19 protein-coding genes are annotated in these 16659 nt (G+C 72.1%); 15 read left to right on the forward strand and 4 right to left on the reverse strand.

Annotated elements, in window-relative coordinates; translation table 11 throughout:
- Positions 1 to 52: 52 nt before the first annotated feature.
- From ABZS69_RS14795 to ABZS69_RS14840, 10 genes are all read left to right on the forward strand, one after another.
- Positions 53 to 994: a sulfite exporter TauE/SafE family protein gene (locus tag ABZS69_RS14795; protein ID WP_355371405.1), complete on the forward strand. Its 942-nt coding sequence runs from the start codon at positions 53 to 55 to the stop codon at positions 992 to 994.
- Positions 995 to 1052: 58 nt separating this feature from the next.
- Positions 1053 to 1439, forward strand: a complete 387-nt coding sequence (locus tag ABZS69_RS14800; protein ID WP_355371408.1) for an Rrf2 family transcriptional regulator — start codon at positions 1053 to 1055, stop codon at positions 1437 to 1439.
- Between the two features lie 110 nt (positions 1440 to 1549).
- A complete protein-coding gene (locus ABZS69_RS14805; RefSeq protein ID WP_355371411.1) occupies positions 1550 to 3181 on the forward strand; it encodes a TIGR04028 family ABC transporter substrate-binding protein in 1632 nt (543 codons plus the stop codon).
- Entirely contained in the window at positions 3178 to 4110 is a 933-nt protein-coding gene (locus tag ABZS69_RS14810) for an ABC transporter permease (protein WP_355371414.1), read from the forward strand. Before ABZS69_RS14805 ends, ABZS69_RS14810 begins: the two co-directional genes overlap by 4 nt.
- Positions 4107 to 4898 (forward strand): ABC transporter permease, encoded by a 792-nt coding sequence (locus ABZS69_RS14815; RefSeq protein WP_355371417.1) that lies wholly within the window; start codon positions 4107 to 4109, stop codon positions 4896 to 4898. The genes ABZS69_RS14810 and ABZS69_RS14815 overlap by 4 nt, the downstream gene beginning before the upstream one ends.
- 25 nt (positions 4899 to 4923) lie before the next feature.
- Positions 4924 to 6462: an ABC transporter ATP-binding protein gene (locus ABZS69_RS14820; protein WP_355371420.1), complete on the forward strand. Its 1539-nt coding sequence runs from the start codon at positions 4924 to 4926 to the stop codon at positions 6460 to 6462.
- Entirely contained in the window at positions 6459 to 7451 is a 993-nt protein-coding gene (locus ABZS69_RS14825; RefSeq protein WP_355371423.1) for a putative FMN-dependent luciferase-like monooxygenase, read from the forward strand. Before ABZS69_RS14820 ends, ABZS69_RS14825 begins: the two co-directional genes overlap by 4 nt.
- Positions 7448 to 8038, forward strand: coding sequence for a CMD domain protein (locus ABZS69_RS14830; RefSeq protein ID WP_355371426.1), 591 nt, complete (start codon positions 7448 to 7450; stop codon positions 8036 to 8038). Before ABZS69_RS14825 ends, ABZS69_RS14830 begins: the two co-directional genes overlap by 4 nt.
- A complete protein-coding gene (locus ABZS69_RS14835) occupies positions 8035 to 8610 on the forward strand; it encodes an alkylhydroperoxidase domain protein (protein WP_355371429.1) in 576 nt (191 codons plus the stop codon). The genes ABZS69_RS14830 and ABZS69_RS14835 overlap by 4 nt, the downstream gene beginning before the upstream one ends.
- Positions 8607 to 9227 carry a VOC family protein gene (locus tag ABZS69_RS14840; protein WP_355371431.1) on the forward strand — a complete coding sequence of 207 codons (621 nt, stop codon included), beginning with the start codon at positions 8607 to 8609 and terminating at the stop codon, positions 9225 to 9227. Before ABZS69_RS14835 ends, ABZS69_RS14840 begins: the two co-directional genes overlap by 4 nt.
- 50 nt (positions 9228 to 9277) lie before the next feature.
- On the opposite strand, the gene ABZS69_RS14845 is transcribed toward ABZS69_RS14840, so the two are convergent.
- The 4 genes from ABZS69_RS14845 to ABZS69_RS14860 are packed head-to-tail and all read right to left on the reverse strand — an operon-like array spanning position 9278 to position 11601.
- Positions 9278 to 9736: a hypothetical protein gene (locus ABZS69_RS14845; RefSeq protein WP_355371434.1), complete on the reverse strand. Its 459-nt coding sequence runs from the start codon at positions 9734 to 9736 to the stop codon at positions 9278 to 9280.
- 38 nt (positions 9737 to 9774) lie between these two features.
- On the reverse strand, positions 9775 to 10530 hold the full coding sequence (locus ABZS69_RS14850) for a MauE/DoxX family redox-associated membrane protein (protein WP_355371436.1): 756 nt from the start codon (positions 10528 to 10530) through the stop codon (positions 9775 to 9777).
- Between the two features lie 14 nt (positions 10531 to 10544).
- On the reverse strand, positions 10545 to 11141 hold the full coding sequence (locus ABZS69_RS14855; RefSeq protein WP_355371439.1) for a cell wall protein: 597 nt from the start codon (positions 11139 to 11141) through the stop codon (positions 10545 to 10547).
- A gap of 10 nt (positions 11142 to 11151) precedes the next feature.
- Positions 11152 to 11601, reverse strand: coding sequence for a hypothetical protein (locus tag ABZS69_RS14860; protein WP_355371442.1), 450 nt, complete (start codon positions 11599 to 11601; stop codon positions 11152 to 11154).
- A gap of 154 nt (positions 11602 to 11755) precedes the next feature.
- Here ABZS69_RS14860 and ABZS69_RS14865 point away from each other — a divergent pair, with 154 nt between their 5' ends.
- From ABZS69_RS14865 to ABZS69_RS14885, 5 genes are all read left to right on the forward strand, one after another.
- Positions 11756 to 12604, forward strand: coding sequence for an alpha/beta hydrolase (locus tag ABZS69_RS14865; RefSeq protein ID WP_355371445.1), 849 nt, complete (start codon positions 11756 to 11758; stop codon positions 12602 to 12604).
- Between the two features lie 100 nt (positions 12605 to 12704).
- Positions 12705 to 13580, forward strand: a complete 876-nt coding sequence (locus tag ABZS69_RS14870) for a siderophore-interacting protein (RefSeq protein WP_355371448.1) — start codon at positions 12705 to 12707, stop codon at positions 13578 to 13580.
- A gap of 10 nt (positions 13581 to 13590) precedes the next feature.
- Positions 13591 to 14610 carry an iron-siderophore ABC transporter substrate-binding protein gene (locus tag ABZS69_RS14875; RefSeq protein ID WP_355371451.1) on the forward strand — a complete coding sequence of 340 codons (1020 nt, stop codon included), beginning with the start codon at positions 13591 to 13593 and terminating at the stop codon, positions 14608 to 14610.
- Positions 14607 to 15605: an iron ABC transporter permease gene (locus ABZS69_RS14880; protein WP_355371454.1), complete on the forward strand. Its 999-nt coding sequence runs from the start codon at positions 14607 to 14609 to the stop codon at positions 15603 to 15605. Before ABZS69_RS14875 ends, ABZS69_RS14880 begins: the two co-directional genes overlap by 4 nt.
- Positions 15602 to 16621 (forward strand): iron chelate uptake ABC transporter family permease subunit, encoded by a 1020-nt coding sequence (locus ABZS69_RS14885; RefSeq protein ID WP_355371457.1) that lies wholly within the window; start codon positions 15602 to 15604, stop codon positions 16619 to 16621. The genes ABZS69_RS14880 and ABZS69_RS14885 overlap by 4 nt, the downstream gene beginning before the upstream one ends.
- Positions 16622 to 16659: the final 38 nt, after the last annotated feature.

Genomic DNA, 16659 nt, shown 5'->3' on the forward strand with positions numbered 1-16659 from the left:
AATAAATCCTTAATCCTACTTGTATAGTAGGAAAGATAGGAAAGGGGCGGTTGTGCGAGCGCTCATCCTGCTCGGGCTGGTCGGTTTCGCGGCCCAGCTCGTCGACGGAAGCCTGGGCATGGCCTACGGCGTCACGTCGACCACGCTTCTGCTGGCCATCGGCACCAACGCGGCGGCCGCCTCGGCGACCGTCCACCTCGCGGAGATCGGCACCACTCTCGCCTCGGGCATCTCCCACTGGCGCTTCGGCAACGTCGACTGGAAGGTCGTCGCCAAGATCGGCATCCCGGGAGCGGTCGGCGCCTTCGCCGGCGCGACGTTCCTGTCCAGCCTCTCGACCGAGGTCGCCGCCCCGGTCATGTCTCTCATCCTGCTCTCCCTCGGCGTCTACATCCTCATCCGCTTCACCGCCTTCGGGCTGCCGCGCGGCAACCTGGGCAAGCCGCTGCGCAGGCGCTTCCTCGCCCCGCTCGGCCTGGTGGCCGGCTTCGTCGACGCCACCGGCGGTGGTGGCTGGGGCCCCGTCGGCACCCCCGCCATCCTGGCCAGCGGCCGCCTGGCACCGCGCAAGGTGGTCGGCTCGGTCGACGCGAGCGAGTTCCTCGTCGCCATCGCCGCCAGCATCGGTTTCTTCGTCGGCATCGGCTCCGAGAACATCAACTTCGCCTGGGTGGCCGTGCTGCTGCTCGGCGGCGTCATCGCCGCGCCGATCGCCGCGTGGCTGGTCCGGCACATCCCGCCGCGCATCCTCGGCTCGGCCGTGGGCGGCGTCATCGTGCTGACCAACGTGCGCAGCCTGCTGCGCAGTGACTGGATCAAGGCCTCCGGCGGGGTCCAGACGGTCGCGTACATCGTCATCGCACTCATCTGGGTGGCCGCCATCGCCTGGTCGGTCCGCGAGTACCGCCGCGACAAGGCCAACGAGTCGGTCGAGGCGGTCGAGTCCGAGCTGCAGGCCCGTTCGACGGCGGAGGAGGAGACGGCCTCAGCCTGAGGCCACGCGCGCCGGCTCGGCTTCCCGCGGGGGAGCCGAGCCCGACGCATTGATGCCTATGAGAATCTCTGCCCGTACCCAGTACGCTCTCGGCGCCATGCTCGCCCTGGCCGTGGCGGACGGCCCGGTGCACGCGGAATGGATCGCCGCCACCCAGGAGATCCCGCGTCGCTTCTGCGACAACATCCTGCTCCAGCTCCGCAGGGCCGGTCTCATCCACAGCCAGCGCGGCCCCGACGGGGGCTACTGGCTCGCCCGCCCGGCCAAGGAGATCGCCCTGGCCGACATCATCCGGGTCACCGAAGGCGTGGAGCAGGCCACCCGGCCCTTCCCGAAGGCCGCCGCGCCGCTGGCCGCGATCTGGGCCCAGCTGCGCAACCATGAGGACGCCCTGCTGGGGGAGATCACCCTCGCCGACGTCGTGGACTCCTCCGGGCCCGCGTAGCGCCCTCCGGGCGGGCGGGCCCTGGTGCGCTATCTCACTATTTCCTGCTTTATAGGTAGGTTATAGTGGTTTGCGCCGATGGCTCCCGTACAACGAAGGGCAGATCCCTCATGCCAACCTCCAGACTGCGCACCACAGCCGTGGCGAGCACCGCGATGCTCGCCGTCGTGGGGCTTCTCGGCGCCTGTGGCGGTGGCGGAGCTGCCCAGACGGCGAAGAGCGGCGGGCAGCCCGTCTTCGGCGGCACGCTCACCTACCTTGAGCACCAGCCGCCGACCTGCCTCTACCTGCCGGCTGCCGGGTTCTATCCCAACGGCGGCATCCTCAACCAGATCACCGACAAGCTCACCTGGCAGAACCCGAAGACGCTCGAGATCGAGCCGTGGATCGCCACCAAGTGGGAGATCAACGAGGACGCCACGGAGTACACGTTCCACCTGCGCGACGGTGTGACGTTCAGCGACGGCAGCCCGCTGGACGCCTCCGCCGTCGCGGCCAACTTCGACGTGTACGGCCTGGGCGACGAGAAGCTCAAGCTGCCCGTCGCCGAGTTCGTCAACAACTACGAGCGCAGCGAGGTCGTCGACCCGCTGACCGTGCGCTTCCACTTCGACAAGCCGTCGCCCGGCTTCCTCCAGGGCACCTCGGTCATCGGCGCCGGGCTGGTGTCCAAGAAGACGATCTCGCTGCCGTACGAGCAGCAGTGCCAGCTCAAGAACATCGTCGGCTCCGGCCCCTTCACGCTGAAGAACCAGGTCGTCGACAAGGAAGTGGACCTGGCCGCGCGCAAGGACTACAACTGGGCGCCGCCGTCGTCGAAGCACCAGGGCCGCGCGTACCTGGACGAAATCAAGATCATCGTGACGCCCGAGGACAACGTGCGCGTCGGCGCCCTCACCTCCGGCCAGGCCGACTTCGTCAGGTACGTCCAGGCGTACGACGAGAAGACCGTCAAGGACGCGGGCTTCCAGATCTACGCCGAGCCCACGCGAGGCGTCAACAACGGCCTCTACCTGCGGCCGCGCAACAGCATCCTGAAGGACGTCAAGGTCCGCAAGGCGCTCCAGGCCGGCACGAACGCCAAGGAGGTCGTGGACACCCTCTTCACCACCAGTTACCCGCAGGCCACCTCGGTGCTCAGCCATCTGGCGCAGGGCTACGTGGACCTGTCGAAGGACCTCGCCTACGACCCCGCCAAGGCCAACCGGCTCCTCGACGAGGCGGGCTGGGCCAAGGGCGCCGACGGCATCCGGGCGAAGGCCGGCGTGCCCCTGCAGCTCGGCGTGTTCGTCTCCGGCCCGCAGCCGCTGTCGAAGCAGACGCTCGAACTCGTCGGCCAGCAGTGGGCCAAGCTCGGCGTGAAGCTGGAGATCCGCCCCGCCGACGCGGGCACCCAGGCCGTGGACATCAAGGACGCCGAGAAGACCGCCATCCAGCACGGCATGGTCGGGCGCGCCGACCAGGACGTGATCAAGAGCCACTTCCACAGCAAGAACCGCGACGTGATCCTGTCCGACGACACCAAGCTGGACACGCTGCTGGAGGAGGAGTCGGCTGAGCCCGTCGTCGCCAAGCGCAACGCCAAGGTCGCCGAGATCCAGCGCTACGTGCTCGACCAGGGGTACGCGATCCCGCTCTTCGAGGAGCCGCAGGTCTACGGCGGGGCGCCGTACGTCCAGGGGGTGGCCTTCGAGGCGGTCGCCAGGCCGTGGTTCTACTCGGTGTGGAAGTCGGAGCAGTGACCAGATACCTGCTCGGCCGGGTCGGGCAGGCGGTGCTGGTGCTCTGGATCGCCTTCACGGCGAGTTACGTGCTGCTGCAACTGCTGCCCGGCGACTCGATCCTGATCAAGTTCCAGAACCCCGAGCTGGGCCTGTCGCCGCAGCAGATCGCCGAGATCCGGGCCTATTACGGCGCCGGCGACCCGCCGCTCCTCGACTACCTGAACACCCTGCTCGGCTTCCTGCGCGGCTCGTTCGGCTACTCCATCGACACCGGCACGCCGGTCGTCGAGCGGCTGGGCGAGGCGCTGCCGGAGACGGCGAAGCTGGCCTCGGCCGCGTTCGTGCTGGCCGTGCTGATCGCCGTGCTGATCGCGTTCGCGGCCGGTTACAGCCGGACCTCCTGGCTCAGGAACGCGCTGCTGTCGGTGCCGTCGCTGTTCGTGTCGGTCCCGGCGTTCTGGCTGGGCATCCTGCTCATCCAGGTGTTCTCGTTCCGGCTCAAGCTGGTGCCCGTCATCGGTGGCGGGCCGGTGCAGCAGCTCGTGCTGCCGGTGCTCACGCTGGCCGTGCCCATCTCCGCGCCGATCGCGCAGGTGCTGGCGCGCAGCATGGACCAGGTCTCCACGCAGGCGTTCGTGCCCGTGGTGGCGGCCAAGGGGGCCTCCCGCTGGTGGATCCTGTGGCGGCACGTGGCCCGCAACGCCGTGCTGCCGACGCTGACCGTGGCGGGGCTGACGTTCGGCGAGCTGATCGCGGGGTCGGTCGTGACCGAGACGGTCTTCGGGCGCGGCGGCATCGGGCGGCTGACCGAGCAGGCCGTCAACGCGCAGGACACGCCGGTCATGCTGGCCGTCGTGGTGCTCGCGGCGGCCGTGTTCGTGCTGGTCAACCTGGTGGTGGACGTGCTGTTCCCGGTCCTCGACCCGCGGCTCAAGGCGGCCGCGTGAAGCGCCGGGGCGGGCCGGCGCTCGCGTGGGCGGTGATCGGCCTGGCCGTGCTCTGGGCGGTCGTGCCCGGCCTGTTCACCGGGTACGACCCGATCGCCGGCGTCCCGGCCGAGAAGCTCCAGGGGCCGAGCTCGTACCACCTGTTCGGCACCGACGCGGTGGGCCGCGACCTGTTCGCGCGGGTGGTGCACGGGTCCGTGCACTCGCTGTCGGGCGCGTTCGTGGCCGTGGCGGTGGGCCTGGTGCTGGGCACGCTGCTCGGGCTGCTGGCGGGGTCGATCGGCGGGGTGCTGGACGAGGCCGTCATGCGGATCGTGGACGTGCTGCTGTCGGTGCCCGGCCTGCTCCTGGCCCTGACCGTGATCATCCTGCTCGGCCCCGGCACCGTGAACGTGGCCATCGCGGTGGGCGTGGGCTCGGTCGCGTCCTTCGCCAGGCTGTCGCGCTCGGAGGTGGTCCGGGTGCGGCGCACCGACTACGTGGAGGCCGCGTTCGGCAGCGGCGGCCGGTTCCTGGCCGTGCTGTGGCGGCACGTGCTGCCCAACTCGCTCGGCCCGGTCATCGCGCTCGCGGCGCTGCAGTTCGGGATGGCCATCCTGGCCATCTCGACGCTCGGCTTCCTCGGGTACGGCGCCGAGCCGCCCACGCCCGAGTGGGGCCTGCTCATCTCGGAGGGGCGCAACTACCTGGCGACGTCGTGGTGGCTGACCACGCTGCCCGGCTCGGTCGTGGTCGTGGTGGTGCTCGCCGCCGGCCGCATCAGCCGCTCGATCGGGAGGCACGGATGAGCCCGCGTTCAGCAGGGAGGCACGGATGAGTCTGCTGGAGGTCCGGGACCTGGCCGTCTCCTACGACGGCAGGCGCGCAGTCGAGGGCGTCTCCTTCACCGTGGAGCCCGGCGAGGTCGTCGCCGTCGTCGGTGAGTCGGGATCGGGCAAGTCCACCACCGCGCACGCCGTCATCGGCCTGCTCCCCTCGAACGGCGCCGTGGACGCGGGCCGGATCCTGCTGGGCGACGCAGACCTGGCGTCGTGGTCGCCGAAGCGCATGGAGTCGGTACGCGGCGCGCAGATCGGCCTGATCCCCCAGGACCCGGCCAGTTCGCTGGACCCGGTCAAGACCGTCGGCGCGCAGATCGCCGAGGTGCTGCGCATCCACAAGCGCGGCGACCGCCGGGCGATCCGGAGCCGGGTCATCGACCTGCTGGCCCGCGTGGGACTGCCGGACCCCGAGGCCCGGGCCCGCCAGTACCCGCACGAGCTGTCCGGCGGCATGCGCCAGCGCGTGCTCATCGCCATCGCGATCGCGCTCGAACCCCGCCTGATCATCGCCGACGAGCCCACCAGCGCCCTGGACGTCACCGTACAGCGGCGCATCCTGGACCTCATCGACGACCTGCGCGCGGAGTCCGGCACCGCGCTGCTGCTGGTGACCCACGACCTGGGCGTGGCCGCCGCCCGCTCCGACCGGCTGGTCGTCATGAAGGACGGCCGGATCGAGGAGCAGGGCCGGACGGCGGAGGTGCTGGCGTCCCCGGCCGCCGGCTACACCAAGCGCCTGCTGAACGACGCCCCGTCGCTGTCGGCGTCCCCCTTCCGCGACCCCCCTCCCGAGAGCGCGCCCGCGATCGTGGTGCGCGACCTGGTCAAGGAGTTCAAGGGGTTCCGGGCGGTGGACGGGGTCTCGTTCGAGGTGGCCCGCGGCACCACGCACGCGCTGGTGGGCGAGTCCGGCTCGGGCAAGACGACCACGGCCCGGATGGTGGTGCGGTTCGCCGAGCCCACCTCGGGAACGGTCACCATCGCCGGGGCGGGGGAGGGCCGCGGGTTCCGCCGGCACGTGCAGCTCGTCCACCAGAACCCGTACGGCTCGCTGGACCCCCGGCAGTCGGTCGGCGACATCGTGGAGGAGCCGTTGCGCAACTTCCGGCTCGGGGACCGGGCCGAGCGGCGGGCCCGCGTGCTCGACCTGCTGGACCGGGTCGCGCTGCCGCGGGACGTGCTCACCCGCAGGCCGCGCGAGCTGTCCGGCGGGCAGCGGCAGCGGGTGGCCGTCGCCCGCGCGCTGGCGGCCGGGCCCGAGGTGGTCGTGCTCGACGAGGCCGTCTCCGCCCTCGACGTCACCGTGCAGGCGCAGATCCTCGACCTGCTCGAACAGCTCCAGCGCGACCTGGGGCTGACCTACCTCTTCATCTCGCACGACCTGGCGGTGGTGCGGCAGATCTCGCACACCGTCTCCGTCATGAACAAGGGAAGAATCGTGGAATCAGGAACGACCCGGCGGGTCTTCACCGACCCCCGGCACGAATACACCCGCGAGCTGCTCGCCGCCATCCCGGAGCCGGCGATATGAGGCTCGGCTTCTTCACGCGGCTGCTGGACGACGTGCCCGCGGGCGAGCGCTACCGGCTGGCCACCGAGCAGATCGCGCACGCCGAGGCGTACGGGTTCGACACCGCCTGGGTCGCCCAGCACCACTTCGACGGCGCGGAGGGCGGCCTGCCCGCGCCGCTGGTGTTCCTCGCCCACGTGGCCGCCCGCACCAGCCGCATCAGGCTCGGCACCGGGATCATCACGCTCCCGCTGGAGCAGCCGGTGCGGGTCGCCGAGGACACCGCCGTGCTCGACCTGCTCACCGGCGGGCGGCTGGAGGTCGGCGTGGGCAGCGGCGGCACGCCCTCGTCGTTCGCGCCGTTCGGGCACGACAGCGCGGAGCGCTCGGCCGTCTATGCGGGAAACCTCGACGTGCTGCTCAACGCCTGGTCGGGGGGTGACCTCGGGGGCGGCAACCGGCTCTACCCGCCGGCGCCCAGGCTGCTGGAGGCGGTCTGGCAGGCGACGTTCTCGGTCGGCGGCGGCGTACGCGCCGGGCGGGCGGGCCACGGGCTCATGCTCTCGCGCACGCAGCCCCGCCCGGCCGACGACCCGCAGGCCACGCTGGCCCAGATCCAGCGGCCCATCGTGGACGCCTACCTCGAACACCTGCCGCCCGGCGCGGCCCCGCGGATCATGGCCTCCAGGACCGCGTTCGTGGCCGACAGCCGGGCCGAGGCGCTGCGCTACGCCGAACTCGGGCTCGGGCGCGGGCGGCTGCCGTTCGAGCTGCCGGACAGCGACCTCGACCGGCGCATCGCCGCGTTCGACGTGCACGTGGGGACGCCGCAGGACGTCATCGAGAGCCTCAAGGCCGACCCGACCCTCGAACGGGTCACCGACCTGGTCCTCCAGGTGCATTCGGTGGACCCGCCGCATCCCCTCATCCTCCGCTCGATCGAGCTGCTGGCGACCGAGGTCGCGCCCGCGCTCGGCTGGGTTCCCTCCGCAGAATTGAGCTCCACATGATCGCCGACGTCATCGACCACCTGGCGGGCATCCAGCCCGGCTCGCCGCTCGACCGGTTGCGCGCCCGCCGGCCCGCCGCCCGCGAGCACGCCCAGCGCAGCTACGACGCGCTGTTCAGCCCCGAGACGGAGCAGGAGATCACGCTCGTCGAGCGGGACGCGATCGCCGCCTTCGTGGCCGGGCTGCACCACGACCCCGGCATCGCGGGTTTCTACGCCGACCGGCTGGCCGAGCTCTCGCCGGGGCTGCTCGAGGCCGTCGAGTCGGAGGTCTCGGCCGGGGCCACGACCGGCCCGTACGGGGTCTACCCGGGCGAGGGCCCGCTGTCGGCCGAGAGCGACGAGGGGCTGCGCTACCGGGCCCGCCGCCCGGCCGACCTGGGCGTACGGCTCGCCGCCGCGTTCGAGCACGCCCACCTGCTGGTGTTCCGGCCCAGGGAGGCCGGCCGGGAGGCCCTGGACGCGCTGGCCCGGGCGGGCTGGAGCACCACGGGCGTCGTGACGCTGTCGCAGCTCGTCGCCTTCCTCACCTTCCAGATCCGCGTGGTGGCCGGGCTGCGTCACCTGCAGAACGGAGCGACCTCATGACCCAACCGGCGTTCACGCGGGAGCAGCTCGGGTGGGAGCCCTGGCTGACGCCCCTGGCCACGGACGAGCTGACCGACGAGCACTACGAGGCGCTGGTCGACAAGGCGCGCGCGAAGTCGCCGTACTTCCTGCTCCTGGCCAGGGACCCGGCGATCCTGCAGGCCAGGACGAAGACCGACAACGACATCTTCTACAACGCCGACGGCGGGCTGCCGCGGGCGGAGCGCGAGCTGGCGGCGACGGCGACCTCGCGCCGCAACGGGTGCGTGTTCTGCGCCTCGGTGCACGCCCGCTTCGCCGCCCACTACTCCAAGCGGGCCGACGACGTGGACCGGCTGCTCGACGAGGGGGTCAACGCGCCCCAGGACGGCGAGTGGCAGGCGATCGTCGACGCCTCGGTGGCCCTGGCCGCCACCCCGGCCGAGTTCACCGCGGACCACGTGGCGGCGCTGCGGGCGGCCGGGCTCGACGACCTGGCGATCAGCGACGTCATCCATGCTGCGGCGTTCTTCAACTGGGCCAACCGGCTCATGCTCTCGCTCGGCGAGCCCACGGCGGAGGTCACGTCATGACGGCGGAGCTCGACCACCTCGTCTACGCGGTGCCCGACCTGGCCGCGGGTGTCATCGCGTTCGCCGAGGCCACCGGGGTGACCCCGGTGCCGGGCGGGAGCCACCCGGGCGGCACCGCCAACTACCTGGTCGGGCTGGGCACGGGCGCGTACCTGGAGATCATCGGCCCGGACCCGGCGGTGCCGGGCGCGCGGCCGCGCGCGTTCGGCCTGGAGACCCTCACCGCGTCCCGGCTCGCCGGTTGGGCGGTGCGGCCCGACGACATCGACGAGACGGTACGGCGGGCCCGCGAGCTCGGCGTCGACCCCGGCGAGGTCCAGCCCCTCTCGCGCCGCACGCCCGCGGGGACGCTGCTGGAATGGCGTCTCACCAGGTGGGCCGACCCGGCGGCGATCAACCCGGTGCCGTTCCTCATCGACTGGGGCCGGACCGCGCACCCGGCCGCCTCCGGGCTGCCGCAACTGCGCCTGGCCTCCTTCACCGCCACCCACCCCGACCCCGGCGCGCTCCGGCGCGAGCTGGCCGCGGTCGGCGCGGAGCTGGAGGTCTCGAAGGGGCCCGAGGCGGCGTTGCGGGCGGTGCTCGACACCCCTCGCGGCGCGGTGTCCCTGGCCTGACGGCGTCCCGTGCCCGTCCCCGCGCGGACGGGCACGGGACGTGCCACGGCTCAGGGCGCCTTGTACTCGGCGGCCTGGCCGCAGTAGCTGATCCCGACCGGGGTGCTGCTGTACCGGCACACCTGCACGACCACGCGATCGATGGCCGTGACGCCCGCCGGGTCGGACAGCGCGAAGGCGATCGCGACCTTGCCGTCGTCCGCCTTGACGGCCTCGGAGTCGACGAGGGTGCCGCCCTTGTACGCGGAGAAGGTGGCCTGGGAGTACATCCCGTCCGGGGCGCACGCCGAGAAGGGCGCGTCGTCGGTCAGGGAGCCGTCGACCTTGACCGTGGGCCGGACGACGGGCCCGTCGACCCAGTCCAGGGTCCCCTCCGTGACCCCGCGCAGGCACTGGTCCCCGGAGTCGGCGTGGAACGCGACCGCGGCGTGGGCCGCCGTCGCGGGTTGAGCCGCCAGCAGTCCGGCGGCGAGCACCGCCCCTGACACGAGCCGAGCACGTAATCGCATGTCGTGAACCTTTCGGTGATGGATGATCGGTGCGCCGGTCACGCCGCCACGAGGGTGACCAGGACGGCCGTGGGGTCGTTCCCGACGAGGGGGATGGCGAAGACCGCCGTGCGCTCGCGGGCCCCGAAGACGACGAACCGCAGGCCGTCCTCGTCCCAGGTGTCCTGGACGTCCGAGCTGATCTGCGCGGACGCCGAGCAGAACGCGGGGCTGTGGTAGAGCAGGTACAGCGAGGCGCCCAGCGGGACGTGCTCCGACGGCGGCACGGCGAGCGGGCCGCGCAGCCGTACGCGCAGGCGCCGCAGGGGGGTGAGCCAGTAGCGGTCCAGCTCCGCGGACAGGGCCATCAGGGCCACGGCCTCGGCCAGGCCGAGCGCCACCAGCGGCGGGCCCGGGTCCGCCGGGACGGCCAGCAGGCTCGCGGCCAGCAGGAGCCCCGCGCGGGCGAAGGCCCGCACGTCCACCGGCTTGGAGTGGGCGCCGAGGCAGCCGCACGACGCGGTGGGCGCGGCCACGTACGAATAGGTGAGATACGCCAGGAACCCGGCGGAGAGCAGCGCGGCGATCGCGCCCTCCCACGGCGAGACGGGCGGCAGCAGCAGGGCGGCGGCCACCGCGAGCTCGGCCACTCCGACGAGCCGGAGCGCCGGGACCGCGCGCGTCGCGCCGACCAGCCGGGCCAGGGCGGTCTGCCCCGCCCGCGCCCGCATCCGCCGGCTGAACAGCTTCATCAGGCCCGCCCAGGCGAGGAACAGGGCGATCACGTACGGCTGCGTCGCGGCGATCCCGTGCATGCTCAGGCTCCTTGCTAGTGCGGGGAGAAGACGGTGGCGATGTCGACCTCGTTCGTGTCAGGCCGCCAGGCACCGAGGATCTGCACGTGCTGGGCGACCTTCAGCATCGACAGGTCCGCGGTGGGCGGCGCCTCGGAGTGGATCGCGACCGACTTGCCGGCCACGACGTGGCACAGCACCTCTTTGCCGTTGTGGTCGAGGTGGATGGTCTGGTCGGTGATGTTCTTGATGTGGCCCTTGATGTTGACGATGTTGAGCCAGACCGACTCGGCGGCGAGGGTGCCGTCCGGCATCCGCACGCCTCGGGCGTACAGGCCGTCGCCGGGCTTGGCCGCGTCGAACGCCACGGGGCCGAGCTTCCACAGGCTGGTGCCGTCCACGACCTTGATGTTGTGGATGACCATGTTCGAGCCGAGGACGAGCAGCGTGTTGTCCTTGATCGAACGGATCCGGCCCTCGGCGAAGTTGGGGTCGGGGGCGCCCGGGTCGACGTCGAGCGCGGTGTTGGCGAAGGCCGCCTCCGGGCCGAGCGAGCCCATCGCGCTCGCGGCCACGACGGTGGCGCCGCCGCCGAGCAGGGCGGACTTGAGCATGTCTCTTCTGCTGGTCATCGTCGCCCCCTCACGCCGTGTCGATCGAGCAGGGCCGCAGGCCGGTGGAAAGGCTGGCGATCTTGCTGTACGCCGCGGGCGTGAGGTCGATGATCCGGTCGGTGGCGCAGGTCGCGCCGCAGCAGCTGCGCTCTCCGCAGAACAGGTCGGTCTGCGGGCCGCAGTCGGCGATGGAGGTGACGACGCTGACGCCGCTGCACAGGTTCGTGGTGCGGTGCTGGAAACCGCAGGTCCTGCGGGAGAGGTTGAAGCCGCAGGTGTCGGGGTGGGTGATGGCCCAGCAAGCGTCGGAGGTGTTGGGCCACGCGTGCTGGAGGCTGCCGGAGTTGCAGGTGCCGCAGGCGCCCTTGCCTGTGGTGCTGCACGGTCCCCAGGCGGTGCCGCAGCAGAACCAGGAGACCTCTCCTTGGACGGCGGCGTATAAGTCGATGGGGGTGTCGGGGGTCTGGGTGCGCGCCATGCGCGTCCTCCTCAGGTGAGCTCTGGACGGTCTCGGTGGGGGGTCCTGAAACTTTCCGACTCGATCTATGAGTACCATGTAAGGATTTTTCGTCAATGCCCCTATTTTTCGTGCTTTGTGGGGTCACGGGATCGTCCCATGATCTACTGACGCCATGGAGACGACGGGCGTTGCGCAGGTGGACGGCATCCGGTTGCACTACACGCGGGCCGGTGACGGGCCGCTGGTGGTGCTGCTGCACGGCTGGCCGCAGACCGGTCACTGCTGGCGGCACCTCGTCGAGCCGCTGGCGGCCGAGTTCACGGTGGTGGCGCCCGACCTGCGCGGATACGGGCTGAGCGACAAGCCGGTCGCCGGCTACGACAAGCGGCGGATGGCCGCGGACATGGCGGAGCTGGTGGACGGGCTCGGCTTCGGGCGGGCCGCGGTCGTCGGGCACGATCGCGGCGCCCGGGTGGCCCACCGCTGGGGGCTCGACCGTCCCGACCAGGTCGCCAAGGTCGCGATGCTGGACATCGTCCCCACGCGCGAGATGTTCCGCCGCCTGGACGCGTCCGTGGCCGCGGGCTACTGGCACTGGCTCTTCCACCTGCAGCCCGACCTGCCCGAGCGCCTGGTGGGGCAGGACGTCCGGGGCTATCTGGAGTACTTCTTCGAGCGCTGGACGTACAACCGGCACGGGCTGCCCGCCGAGGCGGTCGACGTCTACGTCCGGGCGTTCAGCCGGCCGGGGGCTCTGCGCGCCGGGTTCGACGACTACCGGGCGCACGAGCGCGACCTCGCGCTCGACGACGAGGACGCCGCCGCGGGCCGCCGCCTGACCATGCCCGTGCTGGCCCTGTGGGGGTCGGCGGGACTGCCCGCGCGGATGCCGTCGGAGGAGATCTGGCGGGCCTACGCGGACGACGTCACGGCGGCCGAGATCCCCGAGTGCGGGCACTTCATCGCCGAGGAACGCCCCGAGGCCCTGCTCGCTCACCTGCGCCGGTTCCTGCGCCGCTGACCGGGGACGCGGGCGGGCGTGGCGCTCGCGATCGTGATGAGTTAGGTTAGCCTCACCTAAAGGTAGTGGCGGGAGGCTGGCGTTGGTGGAGCCCTATCGCATGTTCGACGTGCGCGTGGCCAGATTGGAACGGTTGAGCCCATCGTTCCTCCGGGTGACCTTCACGGGTGACGACCTGGGCTTATTCGCCGACAACGGATACGACCAGCGGATCAAGCTCATCCTCCCCCTCGCCGACCACGGCCTCGCCCACCTGCCCTACGGCCCCGACTGGTTCCCGCGATGGCGCGCGCTGGAGGACGGCAAGCGCAACCCCATCCGCACGTACACGGCCAGGCTGGTCAGGCCGGACGAGCGCGAGGTGGACGTCGACGTGGTCATGCACCCGGGCGGCGACGGGCCGGTCGCGCAGTGGGCGGAGGCGGTGCGGCCCGACGACGTGGCGGTGCTGTTCGGCGGCGACGCGCGGCACCCCGAACCGCACGGGAACGTGGTCTTCCAGCCGCCGGACGGCACCACTACGGTGCTGATCGCCGGCGACGAGACGGCGGTCCCCGCGATCTGCTCCATCCTCGAACGGCTCCCCGACGGCTTCGCGGGCACGGCGCTCATGGAGGTGCCCTGCGAGCAGGACTTCCTGGACATCCACACGGCCAGCCAGGTGAAGATCGAGTGGCTGGCCAGGAACGGCGCCGGGCGCGGCGCCCTGCTGGAGCCGGCCCTGCGCTCGGCCGCCGGGCGACTGCTGCCGCCGCTGCCGGTGCCGGACACGTTCGACGACGTGGACGTCGATGTGGACGAGCTGTGGGAGGTGCCGGAGGAGGGGAGCAAGGAGCCGCTGTACGCCTGGCTGGCCGGCGAGGCGGCGGTGATCAGGAACCTGCGGCGATATCTGGTCGCCGAGCGTGGCATGGACCGGCGCGCGGTGGCCTTCATGGGCTACTGGCGTCAGGGCCGAGCAGAGCACAACGAGTGAGGAACCTTCCATGACCCGCGCACTCGCCCTCGTGGCACTCGCCCTGATCACCCTCGCGGGCTGCGGCTCGACGGCCCCCGCCGCCCCCGCGTCGTCGTCCTCCGCGTCCGCGTCCGCTGCCGCCGCCGCTGTCAAGATGGCGCACAAGTACGGCGAGACCACCATCCCCGCCGCGCCCAAGCGCGTCGTCACCGTCGGTCTGCTCGAACAGGACACCCTGCTGGCCCTGGGCGTGACCCCGGTCGCGACCACGACGTGGATCGGCGACTACCCGGGCGCGATCGGCCCCTGGGCCAAGGACAAGCTGGGTACGGCGGCCCTCCCGCGGGTGCTCAAGGACACCGGCAGCGGCCCTCAGTTCGAGAAGATCGCGGCGCTCAAGCCCGACCTGATCCTGGCGCTCTACTCGGGCCTCACCCAGGAGCAGTACGCGACGCTGTCGAAGATCGCGCCGACCGTGGCCCAGCCCAAGGAGTACATCGACTACGGCATCCCCTGGCAGGAGCTCACCAGGAAGGTCGGCATCGCCGTCGGCCGCGCCGCCGAGGCGGACCAGCTCGTCAAGCAGGTCGAGGACCGGTTCGCGAAGGCGCGCACGGAACATCCGGAGTTCCAGGGCCAGACCGCGCTGATGGCCACCGTCTACGAGGGCTACTTCGTCTTCGGCAGCCAGGACCCGCGCTCCCGCATGCTCGCCTCCCTCGGGTTCAAGCTGCCCGACGGCCTCGACCAGGCGATCGGCGACAAGTTCGGCGCGAACATCAGCCGCGAGCGCCTCGACCTCGTCGACACCGGCGTGATCGTCTGGAGCTCCGCCGACGTCGCCAAGGACCAGGGCACGCTGCACGCCGACAGCGTCTACAAGGGGCTCGGCGTGGTGAAGGAGGGCCGGGAGGTCTTCCTGCAGGAGAACACCGACCAGGGCAACGCCGTCTCCTTCGTCACCGTGCTGAGCCTGCCGTACGTGCTCGACCACCTGGTGCCCCGGCTCGTCGCGGCCGCCGACGGCGACCCGGCGACCAAGGCGTGAGACCCCTCGCGCTGGCGGCCGGGGCACTTGTCCTGTTCTGTCTGCTGTCGCTCTCGCTGGGCGCCCGCCAGATCCCGCCCGACCAGGTGCTGGGCGCCCTGGCCGGAACGGTGACCGACCGCGACGTCCTCGACGTGATCTGGTCCGTACGGGTGCCGCGCACGCTGGTCGGCGTGCTGGCGGGGGCGGCGCTCGGCCTGTCGGGCGCCCTCATGCAGGCGCTGACCCGCAACCCGCTCGCGGACCCGGGCGTGCTCGGCGTCAGCGCGGGGGCCGCGTTCGCGGTCGTCGTGTCCATCGGTGTGCTGGGCATCTCGGCGCTCGCCGGATTCGTCTGGTTCGCCTTCGCGGGGGCGCTGGTCGCGAGCGTCCTCGTCTACGCGCTGGCCGGGCTGGGGCGCGACGGGACCACACCGGTCAAGCTGGCCCTCGCCGGGGTCGCGGTGACGTTCCTGCTGAGCTCGGTGACCAGCGCGTTCGTGCTCGTGGACCCGGAGTCGCTGAGCCGCTACCGGTTCTGGTCGGCGGGGTCGCTGTCGGGCACGGGCCCGGACGTGCTGCCGCAGCTCCTGCCCTTCGTGCTCGCCGGGACGGCGCTCGCCCTGGCCTGCGGGCCCGCGCTCAACAGCCTCGCGCTCGGCGACGACGTGGCCAGAGGGCTCGGCCGCAGGGTGGGCCTGGTCAGGGCGCGGGCGGCGGCGGCCGTGATGCTGCTCACCGGGGCCGCCGTGGCGGCCATCGGGCCCGTGGTCTTCGTCGGGCTCGTCGTGCCGCATCTGGGCCGGCTCGTCGCCAGACGCGGCGGTTCCGAGACCGACCACCGGCTGCTGCTGCCGCTGGCCGCGCTGCTCGGGCCCTGCCTGCTGATCGCGGCCGACGTCGTGGGCCGGGTGCTGGCGCCGCCGATCGAGGTGCAGGCCGGGCTGCTGGTGGCGTTCATCGGCGGCCCGTTCTTCGTCGTCCTGGCCCGCCGTAGGCACCTGGCGGAGCTATGACCCAGCTGACCTTCAGATTGTCCGTGCCGCCCGTCTCCGGGGTGCTGCGCCCGCGCGTCATCGTGGTCTGCCTGGCGCTGGCCGCGGCCGCGTTCCTGGCCTTCTGTCTGGGCGTCGGGCTCGGCGAGGTCCCGCTCGGGCTCGGCGAGGTGGTCCAGGCGCTCTTCGGCGCGGGCGACCAGGGCACCGTGTTCGTCGTGGGCGAGCTGCGCCTGCCCAGGGCGCTGACCGGGCTGCTGGCGGGCGTGGCCTTCGGCGTGTCGGGCGCGCTGTTCCAGACGATGACGCGCAACCCGCTCGCCAGCCCCGACATGATCGGCGTCACGCAGGGGGCGGGGCTGGCCGTCGTCGCGGGGATCGTCATGGGCGTCGGGGGAACCCAGGTGCTGGGCTTCGCGGGCGCGGTGGTCGTGGCGCTGCTGACGTACCTGCTGGCCTGGCGGCGCGGCGCGAGCGGCTACCGGATCGTGCTCGTCGGGGTGGGCGTCTCGTGGATGTGCACGAGCGCCACCGAATACCTCATGGTCACCACCGGGGACTTCCAGGCGCAGCAGGCGCTGGGCTGGCTGTTCGGCAACCTGAACGCACGCGAGTGGAGCCACGTGACGCCGCTCGCGCTCGCCCTGGCCGTCCTCGTGCCCGCCGCGCTCCTGCTCGGCCGCTGGACGCGGGTGCTGCAGCTCGGTGACGAGGTGGCCGTCGTGCTCGGGGCCCCGGTGCAGGCGGCGCGGCTGACGCTGCTGCTGACCGGCGTGGCCCTGGTCGCGTCCGGCACCGCGGCGGCCGGTCCCGTCGCGTTCGTGGCGCTGGCCGCGCCGCAGATCGCGCAGCGGCTGGCCCGCACCGCCTGGCCGCCGCCGCTGGCCTCCGGGCTCGCCGGGGCGTTCATCGTGCTGGCCGCCGACGTCGTCGCGCGGCTGCTGATCCCGGACGTGGAGCTGCCGGTCGGCGTGGTCACCGGCGTGCTGGGGGCGCCCCTGCTGCTGTGGCTCCTGGGCCGCGCGCGCCGCCGCTAGATCGTCCGCGGGTAAGCAGTACGTAGCCATCAGGACAC

The organism is Nonomuraea sp. NPDC005650 (assembly GCF_040605375.1).
In the GTDB taxonomy this organism is placed as follows: domain Bacteria; phylum Actinomycetota; class Actinomycetes; order Streptosporangiales; family Streptosporangiaceae; genus Nonomuraea.

Coding starts and splice junctions, on each gene's coding strand:
- ABZS69_RS14800 (WP_355371408.1), top strand. CDS start 1,053: ATGAGAATCTCTGCCCGTACCCAGTACGCTCTCGGCGCCATGCTCGCC.
- ABZS69_RS14805 (WP_355371411.1), top strand. CDS start 1,550: ATGCCAACCTCCAGACTGCGCACCACAGCCGTGGCGAGCACCGCGATG.
- ABZS69_RS14820 (WP_355371420.1), top strand. CDS start 4,924: ATGAGTCTGCTGGAGGTCCGGGACCTGGCCGTCTCCTACGACGGCAGG.
- ABZS69_RS14825 (WP_355371423.1), top strand. CDS start 6,459: ATGAGGCTCGGCTTCTTCACGCGGCTGCTGGACGACGTGCCCGCGGGC.
- ABZS69_RS14830 (WP_355371426.1), top strand. CDS start 7,448: ATGATCGCCGACGTCATCGACCACCTGGCGGGCATCCAGCCCGGCTCG.
- ABZS69_RS14835 (WP_355371429.1), top strand. CDS start 8,035: ATGACCCAACCGGCGTTCACGCGGGAGCAGCTCGGGTGGGAGCCCTGG.
- ABZS69_RS14840 (WP_355371431.1), top strand. CDS start 8,607: ATGACGGCGGAGCTCGACCACCTCGTCTACGCGGTGCCCGACCTGGCC.
- ABZS69_RS14845 (WP_355371434.1), bottom strand. CDS start 9,736: ATGCGATTACGTGCTCGGCTCGTGTCAGGGGCGGTGCTCGCCGCCGGA.
- ABZS69_RS14850 (WP_355371436.1), bottom strand. CDS start 10,530: ATGCACGGGATCGCCGCGACGCAGCCGTACGTGATCGCCCTGTTCCTC.
- ABZS69_RS14855 (WP_355371439.1), bottom strand. CDS start 11,141: ATGACCAGCAGAAGAGACATGCTCAAGTCCGCCCTGCTCGGCGGCGGC.
- ABZS69_RS14860 (WP_355371442.1), bottom strand. CDS start 11,601: ATGGCGCGCACCCAGACCCCCGACACCCCCATCGACTTATACGCCGCC.
- ABZS69_RS14865 (WP_355371445.1), top strand. CDS start 11,756: ATGGAGACGACGGGCGTTGCGCAGGTGGACGGCATCCGGTTGCACTAC.
- ABZS69_RS14870 (WP_355371448.1), top strand. CDS start 12,705: ATGTTCGACGTGCGCGTGGCCAGATTGGAACGGTTGAGCCCATCGTTC.
- ABZS69_RS14875 (WP_355371451.1), top strand. CDS start 13,591: ATGACCCGCGCACTCGCCCTCGTGGCACTCGCCCTGATCACCCTCGCG.
- ABZS69_RS14885 (WP_355371457.1), top strand. CDS start 15,602: ATGACCCAGCTGACCTTCAGATTGTCCGTGCCGCCCGTCTCCGGGGTG.